The 18,613-nt window shown below is 71.8% G+C and carries 18 protein-coding genes; 9 read left to right on the plus strand and 9 right to left on the minus strand.

The window, feature by feature from the left end; genetic code table 11:
- The first annotated feature begins 72 nt into the window (after positions 1-72).
- Together ACFPYL_RS22950 and ACFPYL_RS22955 are read left to right on the plus strand one after the other, a co-directional pair.
- A complete protein-coding gene (locus tag ACFPYL_RS22950) occupies positions 73-1,419 on the plus strand; it encodes a hypothetical protein (RefSeq protein WP_379160104.1) in 1,347 nt (448 codons plus the stop codon).
- A complete protein-coding gene (locus ACFPYL_RS22955; RefSeq protein WP_379160107.1) occupies positions 1,401-2,909 on the plus strand; it encodes an outer membrane protein assembly factor BamB family protein in 1,509 nt (502 codons plus the stop codon). The genes ACFPYL_RS22950 and ACFPYL_RS22955 overlap by 19 nt, the downstream gene beginning before the upstream one ends.
- A gap of 8 nt (positions 2,910-2,917) precedes the next feature.
- On the opposite strand, the gene ACFPYL_RS22960 is transcribed toward ACFPYL_RS22955, so the two are convergent.
- The 3 genes from ACFPYL_RS22960 to ACFPYL_RS22970 are packed head-to-tail and all read right to left on the minus strand — an operon-like array spanning position 2,918 to position 5,278.
- Entirely contained in the window at positions 2,918-3,712 is a 795-nt protein-coding gene (locus ACFPYL_RS22960) for a carbon-nitrogen hydrolase family protein (protein WP_379160111.1), read from the minus strand.
- Complete coding sequence (gene rnhA / locus ACFPYL_RS22965) at positions 3,709-4,179, minus strand: ribonuclease HI (protein ID WP_379160114.1); 471 nt, start codon at positions 4,177-4,179, stop codon at positions 3,709-3,711. Before rnhA ends, ACFPYL_RS22960 begins: the two co-directional genes overlap by 4 nt.
- Positions 4,172-5,278 (minus strand): GuaB3 family IMP dehydrogenase-related protein, encoded by a 1,107-nt coding sequence (locus ACFPYL_RS22970; protein ID WP_379160117.1) that lies wholly within the window; start codon positions 5,276-5,278, stop codon positions 4,172-4,174. The genes rnhA and ACFPYL_RS22970 overlap by 8 nt, the downstream gene beginning before the upstream one ends.
- A gap of 124 nt (positions 5,279-5,402) precedes the next feature.
- Between ACFPYL_RS22970 and ACFPYL_RS22975 the strand changes: the two genes are divergently transcribed.
- Together ACFPYL_RS22975 and ACFPYL_RS22980 are read left to right on the plus strand one after the other, a co-directional pair.
- Positions 5,403-5,918 (plus strand): SigE family RNA polymerase sigma factor, encoded by a 516-nt coding sequence (locus tag ACFPYL_RS22975; protein ID WP_379160120.1) that lies wholly within the window; start codon positions 5,403-5,405, stop codon positions 5,916-5,918.
- Positions 5,915-7,204, plus strand: a complete 1,290-nt coding sequence (locus tag ACFPYL_RS22980) for a hypothetical protein (RefSeq protein ID WP_379160123.1) — start codon at positions 5,915-5,917, stop codon at positions 7,202-7,204. Before ACFPYL_RS22975 ends, ACFPYL_RS22980 begins: the two co-directional genes overlap by 4 nt.
- Here ACFPYL_RS22980 and guaB read toward each other — a convergent pair.
- Positions 7,189-8,691 (minus strand): IMP dehydrogenase, encoded by a 1,503-nt coding sequence (gene guaB, locus ACFPYL_RS22985; RefSeq protein WP_379160126.1) that lies wholly within the window; start codon positions 8,689-8,691, stop codon positions 7,189-7,191. The two genes, ACFPYL_RS22980 and guaB, sit on opposite strands and share 16 nt — an antisense overlap.
- A 26-nt stretch (positions 8,692-8,717) precedes the next feature.
- Entirely contained in the window at positions 8,718-9,614 is an 897-nt protein-coding gene (locus ACFPYL_RS22990) for a GNAT family N-acetyltransferase (protein ID WP_379160129.1), read from the minus strand.
- Positions 9,615-9,706: 92 nt separating this feature from the next.
- Between ACFPYL_RS22990 and ACFPYL_RS22995 the strand changes: the two genes are divergently transcribed.
- The 4 genes from ACFPYL_RS22995 to ACFPYL_RS23010 are packed head-to-tail and all read left to right on the plus strand — an operon-like array spanning position 9,707 to position 13,382.
- Positions 9,707-10,006, plus strand: coding sequence for a YciI family protein (locus ACFPYL_RS22995; RefSeq protein ID WP_379160132.1), 300 nt, complete (start codon positions 9,707-9,709; stop codon positions 10,004-10,006).
- 4 nt (positions 10,007-10,010) lie between these two features.
- The gene (locus tag ACFPYL_RS23000; protein WP_379160135.1) at positions 10,011-11,486 is read left to right on the plus strand and encodes a hypothetical protein; all 1,476 of its coding nucleotides are present in this window, start codon (positions 10,011-10,013) and stop codon (positions 11,484-11,486) included.
- Positions 11,487-11,526: 40 nt separating this feature from the next.
- Positions 11,527-12,057, plus strand: a complete 531-nt coding sequence (locus ACFPYL_RS23005; protein ID WP_379160138.1) for a SigE family RNA polymerase sigma factor — start codon at positions 11,527-11,529, stop codon at positions 12,055-12,057.
- Entirely contained in the window at positions 12,054-13,382 is a 1,329-nt protein-coding gene (locus ACFPYL_RS23010; protein WP_379160141.1) for a hypothetical protein, read from the plus strand. The genes ACFPYL_RS23005 and ACFPYL_RS23010 overlap by 4 nt, the downstream gene beginning before the upstream one ends.
- A gap of 77 nt (positions 13,383-13,459) precedes the next feature.
- On the opposite strand, the gene groL is transcribed toward ACFPYL_RS23010, so the two are convergent.
- Positions 13,460-15,079 (minus strand): chaperonin GroEL, encoded by a 1,620-nt coding sequence (gene groL / locus ACFPYL_RS23015; RefSeq protein ID WP_379160144.1) that lies wholly within the window; start codon positions 15,077-15,079, stop codon positions 13,460-13,462.
- A gap of 84 nt (positions 15,080-15,163) precedes the next feature.
- Positions 15,164-15,457: a co-chaperone GroES gene (gene groES / locus ACFPYL_RS23020; RefSeq protein ID WP_056153156.1), complete on the minus strand. Its 294-nt coding sequence runs from the start codon at positions 15,455-15,457 to the stop codon at positions 15,164-15,166.
- A gap of 191 nt (positions 15,458-15,648) precedes the next feature.
- Here groES and ACFPYL_RS23025 point away from each other — a divergent pair, with 191 nt between their 5' ends.
- Positions 15,649-16,806: a class I SAM-dependent methyltransferase gene (locus tag ACFPYL_RS23025; RefSeq protein WP_379160147.1), complete on the plus strand. Its 1,158-nt coding sequence runs from the start codon at positions 15,649-15,651 to the stop codon at positions 16,804-16,806.
- A 12-nt stretch (positions 16,807-16,818) separates the two neighbouring features.
- Here the strand turns inward: ACFPYL_RS23025 and ACFPYL_RS23030 are convergent, their stop codons facing one another.
- Positions 16,819-17,430, minus strand: coding sequence for an MBL fold metallo-hydrolase (locus ACFPYL_RS23030; protein ID WP_379160150.1), 612 nt, complete (start codon positions 17,428-17,430; stop codon positions 16,819-16,821).
- Complete coding sequence (locus ACFPYL_RS23035; protein WP_379160153.1) at positions 17,427-18,527, minus strand: S-(hydroxymethyl)mycothiol dehydrogenase; 1,101 nt, start codon at positions 18,525-18,527, stop codon at positions 17,427-17,429. Before ACFPYL_RS23035 ends, ACFPYL_RS23030 begins: the two co-directional genes overlap by 4 nt.
- Between the last annotated feature and the right edge of the window lie 86 nt (positions 18,528-18,613).

Consider the following 18,613-nt stretch of genomic DNA (forward strand, 5'->3'; position numbering starts at 1 on the left):
GTGGTTTCAGGCGTACGCCGGGCGGGGTATATCGGCCCCACCAGGTAGCCAAGACGTCACGGGGGACTCGGGATGGCTCGCTCGGCAGACGCTGCACGCTTCGACAGACGCGCGCTCCTCCTCGGAGCCGGAGGGCTGCTGGTCACGACCGGCTGCTCCGGTGGTGGAAGTGACCAACCCGCGGCGAAGGGCAGCAGCTCACCCAGCGCCTCGGCGAGCGGCCCGATCGTCCACGAGCAGGACGCCGGCACCGTCATCTCCAAGGCGGACATCGACGACCTCGTCGGCCGGCTCAACGCGGCCGTGCGCAGCGCCGACGTCGACTCCCTCAAGGCGATCGCACCGACGATCCGCCGGCCGGTCTGGCAGCAGCGGTTCGAGAACCTCGCCCGCTACCCGATGGACGACATCGGGTTCGCCTTCGACGAGAGCCTCGGCCGTCAGATCAACGCGAGCGGCGGCCGGCTCGAGGTGGACGCCTACATGGCCCTCACCCACCAGATCACCGGCGTGGACAGCCGACCCGCGCTGCAGATCTACAGCGCCACCCTGGTCAAGGACGGTCCCGACGCCGCGGTCCAGATCTCCGAGATCGACAACGCGCCGGACGACAACACCAGCCCGGCTCCGTGGGACCTGCGCAGCGAGTGGGACGTGGTCGAGGGCGACCACGTCATCGTCGTCGCTGTGCCCGGGGACGCCGGGAGGGTGCGCGCCTCACTGGCGACCATCGACGCGGGCGTGGCTGCGGCCATGGCGGTCGTCCCGCCGCCGGCGGGCGTCACCAAGGCGTACTTCGCCTACACCGCACCCGACAGTCCCCTCTACAAGCAGGGTGAGAACGACCAGCGCACCCAGGAGCGCGACGGGTTCGCGATGCGCGTCGGGTACGTCGAGCCCGAGAAGGCGGCGAGGTCCGGCAAGAGCGCCGGGTCCGGATCGGCGTACGCCGGGGCTCGGTTGGTGCTGCACGCCGGTGCGTTCTCCTCCACCGACCGGCTGCGCGAGGTCGCGACGCACGAGACGATCCACGGCCTCGCCTACCAGTGGGGATCCGCCGACCCGTGGCCGACCGAGGGGCTCGCCACCTGGGGTGAGCTGGGCGGCGTCAGCGGGGTACGTGGCGACGGCTACTACCGATCCCTGATCCGCTCCGGCTTCGCGGGCTTCCGGCAGCGGATGCGCGGGACGGCGGTCTTCGACTACGACGTCTTCCACGACCCGGCGACCGAGTCGACCAACTACGCGTGCGCCGCGGCCGTCTACGGCTACCTCGAGGCGACGGGCGGTCGACCGAAGGCGCTGCGCTTCGCCGAGACCGCCTACCGCAAGGGCACGGAGGACGCCGCGACGGCGCTCGGCTTCCGCGACACCGACGACCTCCTCGGGAAGGTGCAGCAATGGGTCACCACGATCTGACCGGGCGCCGGGCCGCGGCGACCGCGATCGCCCTGCTGCTCGCGGTCGCCACCACGGCGTGCAGCGGTGGCAGCGACGAGCCGAAGGGCGACGAGCCGAAGGCGGACGCGTCGGCCAGCCCGACGTTCCCGCCGAACCCCGACCTGCCGGACCCGGTCGACACCAACGGCCCGATCACCGAGCCGCTGATGCAGCCGGTCTGGCTGATCCGCAGCACGAAGACCGACGAGTCCGACGACTACGACGTCCGCTCGCAGGCGCTCTTCGTCGACGGCGACGTCGCGGTCTACCAGGCCCAGGACACGATGCTCGGCGTCTCGATGACGGACGGCTCCACGCTCTGGAAGTCGCCGGTCGACATGGGCGGCGAGCTCCCCGACTACGCCGGCACGTCGGCGCACGGCGACCACCGGTGGAGCTTCGTCTACCCGGAGTCCAACGCCAAGGACCTCGACGACTGGGGCGAGCGCCTCGTCACCGTCGACACGCGCACGGGGGAGGTCGTGGGCGACAACCTGCTCGACGGCAGCTACGGCGCCGCGACCGCGATGCGCAGCGTCGGGGACGTCCAGTACCTCGCCACGGACGACGGCCTGAACGTCGTCAACGACGACGGCAGCCTCCACACCGTCGTCTGGCTGCAGCGACTGCCGGGCAAGCACCCGGAGATCGTCGGCATCACTCCCATCGAGGGCAGCGACGTGCTCACCCTCGCGATCAACACCAACAACGTCATCGGGACCGACGTCATCGTCGGGGTCAACCCGACCTCCGGCGACGTTCTGTGGACGCACCCGGTCACGGACTTCGCGAAGGGACAGGGCGCGAACTACGTCGACGTCAGCCTCGTCGACGGTCGCTACGTCACCCGCAACGCCTGGGACGACCAGTCCCAGGAGATGCTGCACCTGTGGGTGCTCGACCCGGACACCGGCAAGGTGCTCGCCCACCAGCTCTCCAAGCCCGGCAAGGCGGGCAAGAACTACCACCAGATGCGCATCAGCGTGAACGACCTCGGGTCGGGCAACCCCCACGGCATGGTGGTCGTCGGTGACGAGATCATCTTCGAGGACTGGCACGGCATCAGCCGCTACCGGCCGCTGACCGGCGAGTACGTCTGGACCCGGCACGTCGACATCATGGGTCTGCGCCACGGCGACGTCGACTGGGTCTCGTTCGGGATCGGCGGCCTCAGCCCCGACGGCACCCTGCTCTACACGTTCATGTCGTCCGGGCAGTCCGGCGACCTCCTGGCGATCGATGTCGAGACCGGAGAGATCGCCGGCCGGTGGGCGATGGACGACGCGCAGGACGCGGGTCTGGTCGGCCGACCGCTCATGGTCCTCGACGGAGACCAGATGGTGCTGGCGCGCAACCGCTCGGTCGAGGGCGACCCCGAGCTGATGGAGGGCCCGCAGAAGCCGCTCGGCCCCGGCAACGACGTGGGCCTGGTGCAGTTCCCGGACCTCGACAGCGACGAGGCCGGCTAGGCCTGTGCCTAGGACCGCACCCGTGGGCCGAGCGTCGACCGGTGGTCGGCGGTCATCGTGTGCGTCGCCCGGGTCTGCGCGACGACCTCGGTGTCGAGCTCCGCGATCGCCAGCCCCTCCTCCTCACCGAGCCGCGCGAGCGGCCTGCCCTCCGGGTCGTAGACCGCAGAGCCGCCGATGAACTCCGTGTCGCCGCACCGGCCGGTGAGGCCCGAGAACACGACGTACATGCCGTTCTCGACCGCGCGGGCGGCGTAGTAGAGGTCGCGACGGTGCGCCCCGCCCGGGAAGTACGCCGACGAGCTGAGGTAGCCCATCGCGCCGTCGCGGGCGGCGGCCTGCGCGTGCTCGGGGAAGCAGCCGTCGTAGCAGATCGACAGGCCCAGCTCGACGCCGTCGACGCTGATCGAGGCGCCGTGGTCGCCGGTGGTGAAGAGCTGCTTCTCGAGGCCGTCGAGGTGCTGCTTGTCGTACGGCGTGGTCGCGGTGCCGTCGGGGCGCACGACGACCTGGGACAGCCGTCGCTCACCCGCGCGGCGCACGGCCGTGCCGACCACCACCGTCACTCCCCCGGCGGCCGCCTCGCGGAGCGGGTCCAGCCAGGACCCGAGGTCGTCGGCGTCCCGCAGCGGCCCGTCGAAGGCGGCCACGTCGTAACCGGTCAGGAACGCCTCGGGCAGCACCAGCAGCCGCACGCCCTGGGTGGCGGCCAGCCCGGTGAGCCGGGCGGCCGTCGCGACGTTCGCGTCGAGGTCGCCGGAGACGGAGGCGGCCTGGCCCGCGGCGACCAGCAGCCTCGTCACGACCTGGCCGCCTCGACCGCCTCGGTCAGGCCGCGTGCGGCCAGCCGGTCGGCGCGCTCGTTGCCCTCGTCGCCGGCGTGACCCTTGACCCAGTGCCACTCGATGTCGTGCTGCTCGCACGCCTGGACGAGCGCCTGCCAGAGGTCGACGTTCTTCACGGGCTGCTTGGCCGACGTCAGCCAGCCGTTGCGGGCCCAGCCCGAGCACCACTTCGTGATGCCGCTGCGGACGTAGGTGCTGTCGGTGTAGATGTGCACGACCGAACGCCGCTTGAGGGCCTCGAGCGCCTTGATCGGCGCGGTCAGCTCCATCCGGTTGTTCGTCGTCTCGCCGGCCTCGCCGCCGCAGAGCTCCAGCTCGCGCTCGCCGTACCGCAGCAGCGCGCCCCAGCCACCGGGACCCGGGTTGGGGATGCAGGCGCCGTCCGTGTGGATGGTGACGACGGCGCCGGCGGGGTCGTCACTCAACGACGACCTCGACCCGCTGGAACTCCTTGACCTCGGTGTAGCCCGTGGTCGCCATCGAGCGGCGCAGCGCGCCGACCAGGTTCATGGTGCCGTCAGCGACGCGCGACGGGCCGAAGAGGATCTCCTCGAGCGTGCCGACGGTCTCGAACTGCACCCGCTGCCCGCGCGGCAGGTCGTGGTGGTGCGCCTCGGTGCCCCAGTGGAAGCCGCGGCCGGGGGCGTCGCTGGCGCGCGCGAACGGCGAGCCGACCATGACCGCGTCGGCGCCGCAGGCGATCGCCTTGGCCACGTCGCCGGACTTGCCGATCGAGCCGTCCGCGATGACGTGGACGTAGCGGCCGCCGGACTCGTCGAGGTAGTCGCGGCGCGCGGCCGCGACGTCGGCGACCGCGGAGGCCATCGGGACGGCGACACCGAGCACCGTGCGGGTCGTGTGGGCCGCTCCCCCGCCGAAGCCGACGAGGACGCCGGCCGCGCCGGTGCGCATCAGGTGCAGCGCGGCCTGGTGGGTGGCACAGCCACCGACGATGACGGGGACGTCGAGCTCGTAGATGAACTCCTTGAGGTTGAGCGGCTCGGCCTGGGACGAGACGTGCTCGGCGGACACCGTGGTGCCGCGGATGACGAACATGTCGACGCCGGCGTCGACGACGGCCTTGGCGAACTCCTTGGTGCGCTGCGGCGACAGGGAGCCGGCGACGGTGACGCCCGAGTCCCGGATCTCGCGCAGCCGCTCGGTGACGAGCTCGGCCTTGATCGGCTCGGCGTAGATCTCCTGCAGCCGGCGGGTGGCGTCGACGCCCTGGAGACCGGCGACCTCCTCGAGGAGCGGGTCCGGGTCGTCGTAACGGGTCCACAGGCCCTCGAGGTTGAGCACGCCGAGACCACCGAAGCGACCGAGCGCGATCGCCGTGGTCGGGGACATCACCGAGTCCATCGGGGCGGCGAGCACCGGGATGTCGAAGCGGTAGGCGTCGATCTGCCAGGCGGTGCTGACCTCCTCCGGGTCGCGGGTGCGCCTCGAGGGCACGATCGCGATGTCGTCGAAGGAGTAGGCACGCCGGGCCCGCTTGGCGCGGCCGATCTCGATGTCGCTCACCCACCAAGGTTAGCGAGAGGAGAACATCTCCCGGGCAGGGGCAACCATTCCGGTTGTCCACCGGGTCGGAAGGGGTATGGAAGCCCTGACCGGATCCCGGTCGACCACGATCTCGGGAGGTGCGGTGGACACGAAGGCGGACTTCGACGAGTTCGTCGCCGCGCGCTCCAGCCGCCTGCTGCGTACGGCGTACCTGCTGACCCGGGACCATGCGCTCGCCGAGGACCTCCTCCAGACCGCCCTGACGAAGGCCTGGTTCGCCTGGTCCCGGATCGAGAGCGACCCGGAGCCCTACGTGCGCAAGATCATCGTCAACACGTTCTCGTCGTGGTGGCGCCGCAAGTGGAACGGCGAGCACGCGTTCGCCGAGCCGCCCGAGCCCACCCAGCAGAACTCCGGGGGCGAGCACGACGACGCCGACCAGCGCCAGGACCTCTGGACGGCGATGGGCCGGCTGCCCCGGCGCCAGCGCGCCGTCGTCGTGCTGCGCTACGTCGAGGACCTGACCGAGGCGGAGACCGCCCGGATCCTCGGTGTCTCGGTCGGCACCGTCAAGAGCCAGACCAGCAAGGCCCTCGCGAAGCTGCGGATCGATCCCGCGCTCGCCGAAGCCACCACGACCACGGAGGACCTCGCATGAACACGCTCCACGACCTCCGCTCCACCCTCGACCGCCACGCCGACGGCCTCGACGACACCGAGCGCTACGTCCGGCCGGTCGCCGTCCACGCCCGGATCCGCGCCGTACGCCGTCGCCGCGCCGGCGCCGTGGCCGCGGTCGCCGCCGTGGCCGTGGTGGCCGCGGTCGCCACCGTCGGCTCGCTCGGCGGGTCCCAGCAGGTCGAGCCGGCCGGTCCCACCGTCATCGGCATCGACGTGCCGCAGGAGGTCACGATCTCCGGCTTCCCGTACGCCGTCTCGGACACCGAGGTCTTCCCCTCGGCGAGGCCGCGGCTGACGCTGGACGAGACCGACTCCGAACGAGCTGTCTCGCTGGTGGCCAGCGACCTCGGCGACGGCTCGGCGACGTTGTGGGCCGACGGCGAGGCGATCGCCCGGGCCCGCGGGGACCAGCAGGTCACGGCGCCCGTCCCGACCGGGGCGACCACCCTCCAGGTGCGCTTCGACGGCATCGGTGACGGCGCGCAGGCCGGGATCGCCGTCTACGACGCGACCGGCGAGCTGGCCGACGGGGTGAGCAACGCGGACGGCACCGCCGTCTTCCGGGACGACGTCGCCGGCGACGAGCTGCTCGCGAGCGGCTTCTCCGAGCCCCGCTCGTCGGAGGTCAGCGTCGACTTCACCGCGGCGTTCAGCGACGTGCGGTTCTCCGAGTACTGCACGACCGACGAGCGGGGCCTCTGGATCAACGTCGAGATCGACGACCAGGGCCCGATCAGCGGCCCGTGCCGCGACGACGACTACCGCGACCCCGGCACGTCGAGCTCCAGCTTCGAGGGCGACCGGGTGCGCGGACACGTGGTCCGCGCCTACCTCACCCGCGGCGCGGACGGTCCCGAGGTCACCTCGGACTCGGCCGTCGTGGGCGTGGCCGTCTACCGCCAGTCGCCGCGCGCCCAGCTGGTGCTGGGCATGCGGGTGGAGCAGCAGGTCGAGTACGCCGGTCGCACCTGGGTCCTCGACCGCCTCGAGGACCAGCCTGCGGGCAGCAGGGACGCCGTCCGCACGACGGTCGACACGGCCGACGGGGACCGCCTGCTCGGACTGGTCGGCCGCGGCGCCAGCGTCGGGGCCCGCTGGTCCGGGCGGTTGGCCGACGGCACCTCGTCCTTCCTGGGGGCCACCACCGGGGCGGCGAGCTCCATCGGCGGGGTGCTGCTCGCGGGCGACCGCTACGACGTCACCCTCGACAGCGAGGACGGGTCGGACTTCCAGGGCGTGCTGCTGGTCTACCGGCCGCTGTAGTTGGGCGCCTCGACGGTCATCTGCACGCCGTGCGGGTGGCTCTCCTGGAGCGAGGCCTGGGTGATCCGGACGAACCGGCCCTTCTCCTGCAGCTCCGGGACGGTCGCCGCGCCGACGTAGAACATCGACTGGCTCAGGCCGCCGATGAGCTGGTGCGCGACCGCGGCCAGCGGGCCGCGGTAGGCGACCTGGCCCTCGATGCCCTCGGGCACGATCTTGTCGTCGCTCTCGACCTCGGCCTGGAAGTAGCGGTCCTTCGAGTAGGACTTCTTGCCCCGGCTCGACATCGCACCCAGTGAACCCATGCCGCGGTAGGACTTGAACTGCTTGCCGTTGACGAACACCAGGTCGCCCGGCGACTCCTCGCAGCCGGCCAGCAGGGAGCCGATCATCACGGTGTCGGCGCCGGCGACCAGCGCCTTCGCGATCTCGCCGGAGTGCTTCAGGCCGCCGTCGGCGATCACGGGGACTCCGGCGGCCTTGCAGGCCAGCGAGGCCTCGTAGACCGCGGTGACCTGGGGGACGCCGACGCCGGTGACGACCCGCGTGGTGCAGATCGAGCCCGGACCGACGCCGACCTTGACGGCGTCCGCGCCCGCGTCCACGAAGGCCTGGGCGCCCTCCTTGGTCGCGACGTTGCCTCCGACGACCTGGACGTGCTTGGTGGCCGGGTCGGTCTTGAGCCGCTGGACCATGTCGAGCAGCATCCGCACGTTGCCGTGGGCGGTGTCGGCGACGAGCACGTCGACGCCGGCCTCGATCAGGGTGGTGGCGCGCTGCCAGGCGTCGCCGAAGTAGCCGATCGCCGCACCGACCATCAGCCGGCCGGCGCCGTCGTACGACGCGTGCGGGAACTGCTCACCCTTGACGAAGTCCTTGACCGTGATCAGGCCGGTGAGGTGGCCGGCCTCGTCGATGAGCGGGAGCCGCTCGCGCTTGTGCTTGCGCAGCAGCACCGTCGCGTCGTCGCGGCTGATGTCGGAGGGGCCGGTGATGAGCGGCATCGGTGTCATCACCTCGTCGACCTTGGTGGTCGCCCACTCCGCGACCGGGGTGAAGCGCAGGTCGCGGTTGGTGATCATGCCGATCAGCCGGTTGTCGCTGTCGACGACCGGGAAGCCGGAGATGCGGTACTCGCCGGCGAGCTTGTCGAGCTGCTCCAGCGTCGCGTCCGGGCTGATCGTGACCGGGTTGGAGATGATGCCGGTCTGGGTCCGCTTCACGAGGTCGACCTGGTAGGCCTGGTCCTCGATCGACAGGTTGCGGTGCAGCACCCCGAGGCCGCCCTGGCGGGCCATCGCGATCGCCATCCGGGACTCGGTGACCGTGTCCATCGCCGCACTCACCAGCGGCACCCGCAGCGAGATCTCGCGGGTCAGCCGCGAGGTCATGTCGATGTCCGAGGGCGCCAGGTCGGAGTGACCCGGCAGCAGCAGGACGTCGTCGTAGGTCAGGCCCAGCGGGGCGAACTTCTCCGGCAGCTCCACCCCTTCAGCCTACCGGCGGGCTCCCGTCAGAGACGAAGCGGCTTGAGGTCGCGGACGGGCACGCGCACGGTGAGCGTGTCGGACGCCATCCGGATGCGTCCGCGCAGGCCGGCGGCCATCACCATCGGCAGCACCGCCTGGTTGTCGGACCGTGTGGTCAGCACGATCTCGGTGGCTCCGAGCGCGTTGGCGAGCCGGGCCGCGTCCACCAGCAATCGGGTGCCGATGCCGCGCCGCTGCCAGGCCGGGTCCACCCGCAGCGTGACCGGTCGTACGTCGGGCTCCTCGGCCGCCGGGCGGACCACCGCGAGCCCGACCGCCTGGCCCTCGATCATCGCCGAGACCGAGTCGCCGTCCGCGACGTAGCCGGGAGTGGCTCCGCCTCCCACGCGGCGGCCCATGCTCGGCGACATCGCGCTCTCGCGGGTGCGCTCGAGCACGTCGGAGACCAGGTCGGCCATCGCCGACCCGCGCGCGTGCTCGGTCGCCGTGAACGGCGCGGACCGGCGCACCTGCACCTGGACGTCGCCGACCGTCATCTCCATCACGTCGAGGGTGCCGTCGGCGCCTGCCCCCGGGTCGGACTCGGCGTCGAAGAGGCGGGCGACCACCTCCGGGAACGACGCCGGCTGGGCCAGGATCGTGCGGGCCGCCTGGACGTAGCGGGTCGGCTGGTCGGTCAGTGCGGCCTCGGTGCACGGGCCGGCGCTGACCGAGAGCCCGCCGGAGCGACCGACCAGGTCGGCGAGGTCGGCCGCCGTCCAGTCGTCCGGGGTGCTGAGCACGAGCTCGTCGGTCACCGACTCCACGCCCGGGAAGATCTGGAGACCCAGGATGTTGACCCCGGCCTCGCCACAGGTCGCCGCCAGCATGGCCAGCGCCCCGGGACGATCGGGCAGCGTCGTACGAACCCTCCACAACATGGGCACAGCGTGGCGGCGTGACGTTGCCGGATCGCAACCTGCGTGTTTCCTGGGTGCTACGAACGCGTGGGTGGACCTGAGAGGCTAGGCCGGTGCCCAGCTGGATCTACCTCCTCCACCCGCCGCGGCCGGACTTCGCGGCCACGATGACCGACGAGGAGTCGGCCGTCTTCGGTGAGCACTTCGACTACCTCCAGCGGCTGCTCGACGACGGCGTGCTGGTGCTCGCGGGCCCGACGCTCGGCACGGTCAACACCGGTGTCGCGGTGTTCGAGGCGCCCGACGAGCCCGCCGCCCGCGCGGTGATGGAGGCCGACCCGACCATCGTCCGCGGCGTGGTGACCGGCGAGCTCCGCGAGATGCGGGTCTCGCTGCTGCGCGGGCGCGACTGACCGCGTGCTCCGTCTCCTCGGTCGCTACCCCGTCGCGGTCGCCGTCGCGCTCACGGTGCTGGCACGACTGCCCGCGCTGACCCGTCCGGTGCGCGCGGACGAGGCCGGCTTCCTCCTGGTGGCGCGGGCCTGGGACCCGCAGCCCGGCAGCCTCTTCGGCACCTACTGGGTGGACCGGCCGCCACCGCTGATCGCCGTCTTCGGCGCGGTCGACGCACTCGGTGGCGTCACCACCCTGCGCGTCCTCGGTGCGCTGGTCGCCGGGCTGACCGTGCTCCTGGCCGCCGCCGTCGCCGGCACGATCAGCGGCCCGCGGGCGACCGTGTGGACCGCCGCACTGGTCGCCGCCCTGCTCTCCAACCCGATGATCGACGTCGTCGCCGTGAAGGGCGAGCTGCTCGCGCTGCCGTTCGTCCTCGGCAGCATCCTGCTGACCCTGCTCGCCGTACGACGGGAGGCGTGGCCGCTCGCGCTCGCGGCCGGCGCTGCGGCGACGCTGGCCGTCGGTCTCAAGCAGAACCTCGCCACCGGCCTGGTCTTCGCGGGCGTGCTGCTGCTCGTGTCGTGGCGGACCGAGCGGCTGCCCGGCCGCTCGACGGTCGCGCTCGCGGCCGCCGGGCTGGTGGGCGCCGCCGTACCGGTGCTCGCCACGATCGCGTGGACGTCGGCAGCCGGTGTCCGGCTGTCGGTGCTGTGGGAGACGGTCTACGGCTTCCGCGCCGACGCCGCCCGGGTGATCGCGGACGGCACGACGGACGCCCCCGAGCGCCGGGCCTGGATCCTGCTGGCGATCGCACTGGCGACCGGGCTGCTGGTCGTGCTGGCGGGCCCGTTCGCCCGGATGCGGGAGCTGTGGCGCGACAACCCGCCGGCGCTCGCCGCGACCCTGGCCGTCGTCGTCGTGGACGTGGCGTCGCTGGTCGCGGGTGGGAGCTACTGGCAGGACTACATGCTGCCGCTGATCCCGGCGGCGGCGCTGTGCACCGCGCTGCTCGCCGGGCGGGAGGACCGCTCGGGGCGCACGATGCGCGGGCTGGTCGTCGCGGCGATCGGCTCCGCCGTCCTGGCGATGGCGTTCTGGCTGGTCTGGAACGCGACCGGGCACCAGGAGTTCGACGAGGTCCGCACCGGCGAGGCGATCGCCGACTCCGCGGAGCCCGGCGACACCCTGGTCGTCTTCGGTGGCCGGGCCGACCTCCAGCTGACCAGCGGCCTGGACTCGCCGTACCCCTACCTGTGGAGCCTGCCGATGCGCACCCGCGACCCGGAGTACGCCGACCTCACGGCGCTGCTCTCGGGGCCGGACGCGCCCACCTGGCTCGTCCAGTGGGTCGACCTCGACGCCTGGGCCGACACCGGCGTCGACGACCTGCACAACGCGATCGAGGACAACTACGTCCCGGCCGGCACGACCTGCAACGGCCGGACGGTCTACCTGCGCCGCGGTCTCGACAGGCCGCCGGTGACGCCGGATTGTTGATCGCGTGCAACCGATCCTCGGCTCACCTCGTTCTGGGGGCATGGATCGCGACACGGAGTTCTCGGAGTTCGCCGTCGCCGCTCACGGCAGGCTGCGCAACACGGCGTACCTGCTCTGCGGTGACTGGGAGCGCGCGGCCGACCACGTCCAGGAGGGCCTGATCCGGGTGTACGTCGCCTGGCCGCGGCTGGTCCGGCGCGGCGGCGAGCTGGCCTACGCCCGCAAGGCCGTCGTCAGCGCCTTCCTCGACGCCAGCCGCAAGCGGTCGAGCACCGAGCGGCCGACCGAGGTCGACGACCAGCGGCGCTCCGACGAGGACGTCGCCGGCAGGGTCTCGGACCGGGCGGCGCTGATGGCCGCGCTCGCCCGGCTGCCCGAGCGGCAGCGTGCGTGCGTCGTGCTGCGCTACTTCGAGGACCTCGACGTCCGGGAGACGGCGGTGGTGCTGCGCTGCGGCGAGGGCACGGTGAAGAGCCAGACCTCGCGGGCCCTGGCGTCCTTGCGATCCATGTTCGAGAGCGCGTCGCGCGACGAGCTCGCCGTGATCGGAGAGGGGAACCTGCCGTGGTGAACGACCTGAAGCAGCTGCTGCACGACAACGTCGCGGACGCGCCGGCCGACCACGTCGACGTGGCGGTCCTGGTGGCGGCCGGCCGGCGTCGCACCACCTCGCGTCGGCGTACGGCCGGCATCGCGGCGGTGGGCGTGCTCGCGGCCACCGTCCTGGTCACCGCGGCCGTCCGTTGGCCGAGCGGCGCCGACCACGCCGACCCGGCGGGCGCGCCGCCGCGGCCCGATGCACCCACCATCCGGCTCAGCGACGCCCAGCCGGCGGTCGAGGGACGGGACTACCGGGTGCTGGCGTCGCTCACCAACCGCAACCTCGACGAGGACAACGGCCAGTACTTCGACGGGGTCACCGACGACGGGCTGATCCTCCTCCAGGACGGACCGCGCGAGGCCCGCTCGAGCGCGAAGTTCGCGCTGCTGGACCCCGCGACCGACGCCAAGGACTGGCTGCCCGACCCCGGGGTCGGGCAGGACAACATCACCCCGGTCGAGCTCGGCACCGACCGGCTCGTGCTGCTCAGCGACAACGGCACGGGACGGCGGGTGACGGCGTACCTCTTCGACCGGACCACGCGCGAGTGGAGCACGCTGACCTGGCCGGGTCTCCCCCACGGCGTCGAGTTCCGCGCCGAGCTGGGACCGGACGGACGCGTCTACTTCCGGGTCCCCGCGACGCAGGGCCGGATCCCCGACGGCGGCTGGCCGATGGGCAACGGCGGCGAGGCGGACGACTCCAACGCCGAGGGCGACACGTTCGACCTCTGGTCGGCGTCCCTCACCGACGCGAACGACGTCCGCGACGAGCACCTGACGCTCGGGGACGTCGCCTTCACCGACAGCTCGATGGTGTGGACCGACTCGACCAACGGCCACGCCGGGCAGGTGCACGTGCGCGACCTCGCGACCGGGGCCGAGCACTCCTTCGACCCGCACGCGGGAGCGAAGTGCAACCTGCTCTCCTTCGGGGCCACCGACGACCGGATCCTGATGAGTCAGTACTGCGGCGACTACGCCGGCAGCGAGCGCGACGACCGCGTGCAGGTCCTCAGCACCGACGGCGAGCAGGTCGTCACGCTCCAGGACAGCGGCATCGACGGCTACCTGCCGCCGGGCAGCGAGGTCGTCGCGATCACGGCGTACGCCGACGGGGTGGCCGGGACCTACACCTACGACCTGGCGACGAACCGGTTCCTACGACTCAACGACGCGGTCGGGAACTGGGGCGGCGGTGCCGGGTCCACCGGCGGCGCCCGGAACCTGATGTGGCAGACGCCCGTGAACCACCGCCACGGCGCCACGCAGTGGCTCGGCGAGCTGCTGCCCTGAAATGCCGACCCGGCGCCAGTTTTCACACCGAGGTGAAAACTGGCGCCGGGTCGGGGTGAAACTGGCGCCGGGTCGGCTCAGTGGCCGTGGCCGTGCCCGTGGCCGGCGGCCTCGGGCTCCTCCTCCTCGGGCTTGTCGACGACCAGCGTCTCGGTCGTGAGCAGCATGCCCGCGATCGAGGTGGCGTTGACGAGCGCGGAGCGGGTCACCTTGACCGGGTCGAGCACGCCCTGGGCGACCAGGTCGCCGTACTCACCGGTCGCGGCGTTGTAGCCGTTGCCGAGGCCGAGCTCGCGGACCTTGGAGGTGACGACGTAGCCGTTCTCCCCGCCGTTCTCGGCGATCCAGCGGAGCGGCTCGTCGGCGGACTTGCGCACGATGCGCACGCCCGCCGCCTCGTCGCCGGTGAGGCCGAGGTCGTCGGAGAGGACCGACACCGCGTGGATGAGCGCGGAGCCACCGCCGGGGACGATGCCCTCCTCGATCGCGGCGCGCGTCGCGGAGACGGCGTCCTCGATGCGGTGCTTCTTCTCCTTCAGCTCCACCTCGGTGGCGGCGCCGACCTTGATCACGCAGACGCCACCGGCGAGCTTCGCGAGGCGCTCCTGGAGCTTCTCGCGGTCCCAGTCGGAGTCGGTCGACTCGATCTCGGCCTTGATCTGGTTGACGCGACCCTCGACCTCGGCGCCGTCACCGGCACCGTCGACGATGGTGGTGTCGTCCTTGGTGACCACGACGCGCCGGGCCTGGCCGAGCACCTCGAGACCGACCTGGTCGAGCTTGAGGCCGACCTCGGGGGCGACGATCTGACCACCGGTGAGGGTGGCGATGTCCTGCATCATCGCCTTGCGGCGGTCGCCGAAGGCCGGGGCCTTCACCGCGACGGCGTTGAAGGTGCCGCGGATCTTGTTGACGACCAGGGTCGACAGCGCCTCGCCGTCGACGTCCTCGGCGAGGATGAAGAGCGGCTTGCCGGCGGCGATGACCTTCTCCAGCAGCGGCAGCAGCTCCTGGACCGACGAGATCTTGCCCTGGTGCAGCAGGATGTACGGGTCGTCGAGGACGGCCTCCATGCGCTCCGGGTCGGACACGAAGTACTGGCTGATGTAGCCCTTGTCGAACTGCATGCCCTCGGTGAACTCGAGCTCGGTGCCCATCGAGTTGGACTCCTCGACGGTGATGACACCGTCCTTGCCCACCTTGTCGAAGGCCTGCGAGAGCAGGTCACCGATCACGCTGTCGCGGCTGGAGATCGTGGCGACGGACGCCATGTCCTCCACCGACTCGACCTCGCGGGCGGCCTCCTTGAGGGCGTCGCCGACGGCCTCGGCCGCGGCGTCCATGCCGCGCTTGAGACCCATCGGGTTCGCACCCGCGGCCACGGCACGCAGGCCTTCGTGGACCATCGCCTGGGCGAGCACGGTGGCCGTGGTGGTGCCGTCACCCGCGACGTCGTTGGTCTTGGTGGCCACCTCCTTGGTCAGCTGCGCACCGAGGTTCTCGAAGGGGTCGTCGAGCTCGATCTCACGGGCGACGGTGACACCGTCGTTGGTGATGGTCGGCGCGCCCCACTTCTTGTCGAGGACGACGTAGCGGCCCTTGGGGCCGAGCGTCACCTTGACGGCGTTGGCGAGCTTGTCCACGCCGCGCTCGAGGCTGCGGCGGGCGTTCTCGTCGAACTCCAGGATCTTGGGCATTGCTTCTCCTACGTCAGAAAACAAGATCGGGTCGTGTGCCTGAGCACGCGCAACAGCGCGGCGTCAGGCACACGACCCGGGAAATCAGGAAACGATGGCCAGCACGTCGCGGGCGGAGAGGATGAGGTACTCCTCGCCGGCGTACTTGACCTCGGTGCCGCCGTACTTGCTGTAGATGACCTTGTCGCCGACGCTGACGTCGAGCGGGACGCGGTTGCCGTTGTCGTCGATGCGACCGGGACCGACGCTCAGGACCTCGCCCTCCTGGGGCTTCTCCTTGGCGGTGTCCGGGATGACCAGGCCGGAAGCCGTGGTCTGCTCGGCCTCGAGGGCCTTGACAACGATCCGGTCCTCGAGGGGCTTGATGTTGACCGACACGATGCCGACCTCCACTTTCTGGCACTTCGATGGTGGGTGATGCACGTCTGGCGCCTGCGCTTCAGGTACGCCGTCGCGGGGGTCGCACCGGGACGCAGGCACTGGCACACTCACGGGGAGAGTGCCAACCCAGAAACTAGCACTCTGCCCAACGGAGTGCCAGAGGACCCCCGGGCTGACAGGATCGGGCCGTGGACCTCGACGCCTTCCGGTGGCTGCTGACCGACGACGGCCAGCGGCTGCTGGCTGCCGCGACCGAGGCCGGCGACGACTCGCTCGCCACGCAGACTCGCCTGCGGCGTAAGGCGGAGCCCGCGCAGGTCGCGACCGCCGTCACCCAGGCCACGCTCCGGGTGAAGGCACGGGCGAAGTTCGGCGAGCTCGCCGACCGGATGTACTTCACGTCCGAGGGCCTCGAGCAGGCCACCCGCCTCCGGGTCGCCGAGCACCGGGCGGCGCGCCTGGTCGCGTCGTCGGCGCAGACCGTGATCGACCTCGGCTGCGGGATCGGCGGCGACCTGGTCGCCGCCGCGCGGGCCGGGCTCATCTGCGCGGGCGTCGACCTCGACCCGGTCCGGGTCGCGGTGGCCCAGGCCAACCTGGACGCCCTCGGCCTGCCCGGTGCGGTGTCGGTGACCGACGCGACGACGATCGACCCGACGCCGTTCGACGTGGCCTTCGCCGACCCCGCCCGCCGGGGTGCGCGCGGCCGGACCTTCGACGTCGACGACTGGACACCCCCGTGGCCGTTCGTCGAGCGGCTGCTCGCGCGCGACTCGTGCGTGAAGGTCGCCCCGGGCATCCCCCACGACCTGGTCCCGACCGGTGTCGAGGCGGAGTGGGTGAGCGACCGCGGCGAGGTCAAGGAGGCGGCGCTGTGGTCGGGCCGGCTGGCGACGACCGCCCGCCGCGCGACCGTGATCGGAGAGTCCGGGCTCGCGACGCTGACCGACGAGGACGACCCGGGGAGCGACGTGCGCCCGGTCGGGGCCTACCTCTACGAGCCGGACGGCGCCGTCATCCGCGCGGGCCTCGTCACCGCGGTAGCTGCGGGCGTCGGCGGTGGCCTGCTCGACGAGCACATCGCCTACGTGACCTCCGACCAGTCGTTCCGCACGCCGTTCGCGCGGGGCTACCGCGTGCTCGAGGAGGTCCCCTACCGCGAGAAGCAGCTGCGGGCCGCTCTCCGCGAGCGCGGGATCGGGCGGCTGACGATCAAGAAGCGTGGCGTCGACGTCGTGCCCGAGCAGCTGCGCAAGCGTCTCGACCTGCACGGCGAGCAGGAGGCGACCCTCGTGCTGACCCGGGTCGCCGGCGCGGGGACGGCGTTCCTCGTGGCGCCGTTCTGAGCGCTGCGGGTGCTACGTCCCGAGCGCAGCCCGCTCGGCGCCGATCGTCGTGTCGTCCCCGTGCCCGGTGTGCACGACGGTGTCGTCGGGCAGGGCGAAGAGCTTCGCCCGGATCGACTCCAAGATCTGGTCGCTGTCGGAGTAGGACCGGCCGGTCGCGCCCGGCCCGCCGTTGAAGAGGGTGTCGCCGGTGAAGACGCAGCCGAGGTCGGGCGCGTAGAGGCAGACCGCGCCCGGGGCGTGGCCCGGGGTGTGCAGCACCTGCAGCGTCGTGCCGCCGACCTCGATGCGTACGCCGTCGGCGAGGTCGAGGTCCCACAGGTAGTCCTGGTGCGTGAGCTCCCAGAGCACCTTGTCGTCGGGGTGCAGCATGATCGGCGCGACGGTCTCCTCACGCAGCGCCGGCGCGACCCGCACGTGGTCGTCGTGGGCGTGGGTGCAGACGATCGCCTTGACCTTGCGGTCCCCCACGACGGCCAGGATGTCGGAGACGCTGTGCGGCGCGTCGATCACGATGCACTCGCTGTCGTCGCCGACGACCCAGATGTTGTTGTCGACGTCGAAGGTCTCGCCGTCGAGGCTGAAGGTGCCGCTGGAGACGGCGTGGTCGACCCTCGCAGTCACAGGATCACGACCGAGCGCAGCACGTTGCCGTCATGCATCTTCTCGAAGGCGGCCTCGATGTCGCCGATGCCGATCTCCTCGGTGACGAACGCGTCCAGGTCGAGCCGGCCCTGCTGGTAGAGGTCGACCAGCATCGGGAAGTCGCGGGTCGGCAGGCAGTCGCCGTACCAGCTCGACTTCAGCGCGCCGCCGCGCCCGAAGACGTCGATCAGCGGCAGGTCCGGGACCTTCATGTCCGGGGTCGGTACGCCGACCAGGACCACCGTGCCGGCGAGGTCGCGGGCGTAGAACGCCTGTTTCCACGTCTCGGGGCGGCCGACCGCCTCGACCACGACGTCGGCACCGTCGGCACCGTCGTAGGTCTCCGCGCAGATCCGCTTGATCTCCTCGACCGGGTCGACCGATGAGGAGTCGACGGTGTGGGTCGCACCCATCGCCTTCGCCTTCTCAAGCTTCTTCGCGTCGATGTCGACCGCGATGATCGGGGACGCACCAGCCAGCGCGGAGCCCGCGATCGCGGCGACGCCGACCCCGCCGCAGCCGATGACCGCGACCGACTTGCCGCGCGTCACCGCGCCGGTGTTGATCGCCGCACCGATGCCCGCCATCACGCCACAGCCCAGCAGGCCGACGGCGGCCGGCCGGGCCGACGGGTCGACCTTGGTGCACTGGCCGGCGGCGACCAGGGTCTTCTCGGCGAAGGCGCCGATGCCGAGGGCCGGCGAGAGCTCGGTGCCGTCCTCCAGCGTCATCTTCTGGGTCGCGTTGTGGGTGTTGAAGCAGTACTGCAGGTCGCCGCGCTTGCAGGCCCGGCACTCCCCGCAGACGGCACGCCAGTTGAGGATCACGAAGTCGCCCGGCGCGACGCCGGTGACGTCGGGGCCGACGGCCTCGACGACGCCCGCGGCCTCGTGGCCCAGCAGGAACGGGAAGTCGTCGTTGATGCCGCCCTCGCGGTAGTGCAGGTCGGTGTGGCACACCCCGCAGGCCTGCACCTGCACGAGCGCCTCGCCCGGTCCGGGGTCCGGGACGTTGATCGTCACGAGCTCCACCGGCTGACCCTTCGCGCGGGCGACGACGCCCTTCACCTGATGCATGGGGCCAGCCAACCGCATCACGCAAGATTTGCAACCATCAGGCTTCCGCCTGCGTCTAGGGCGTGTGTTGGTGACGGAGGCAGGAG

The sequence above is a fragment of the Nocardioides hankookensis genome (assembly GCF_042658885.1).
Lineage (GTDB): Bacteria > Actinomycetota > Actinomycetes > Propionibacteriales > Nocardioidaceae > Nocardioides > Nocardioides hankookensis.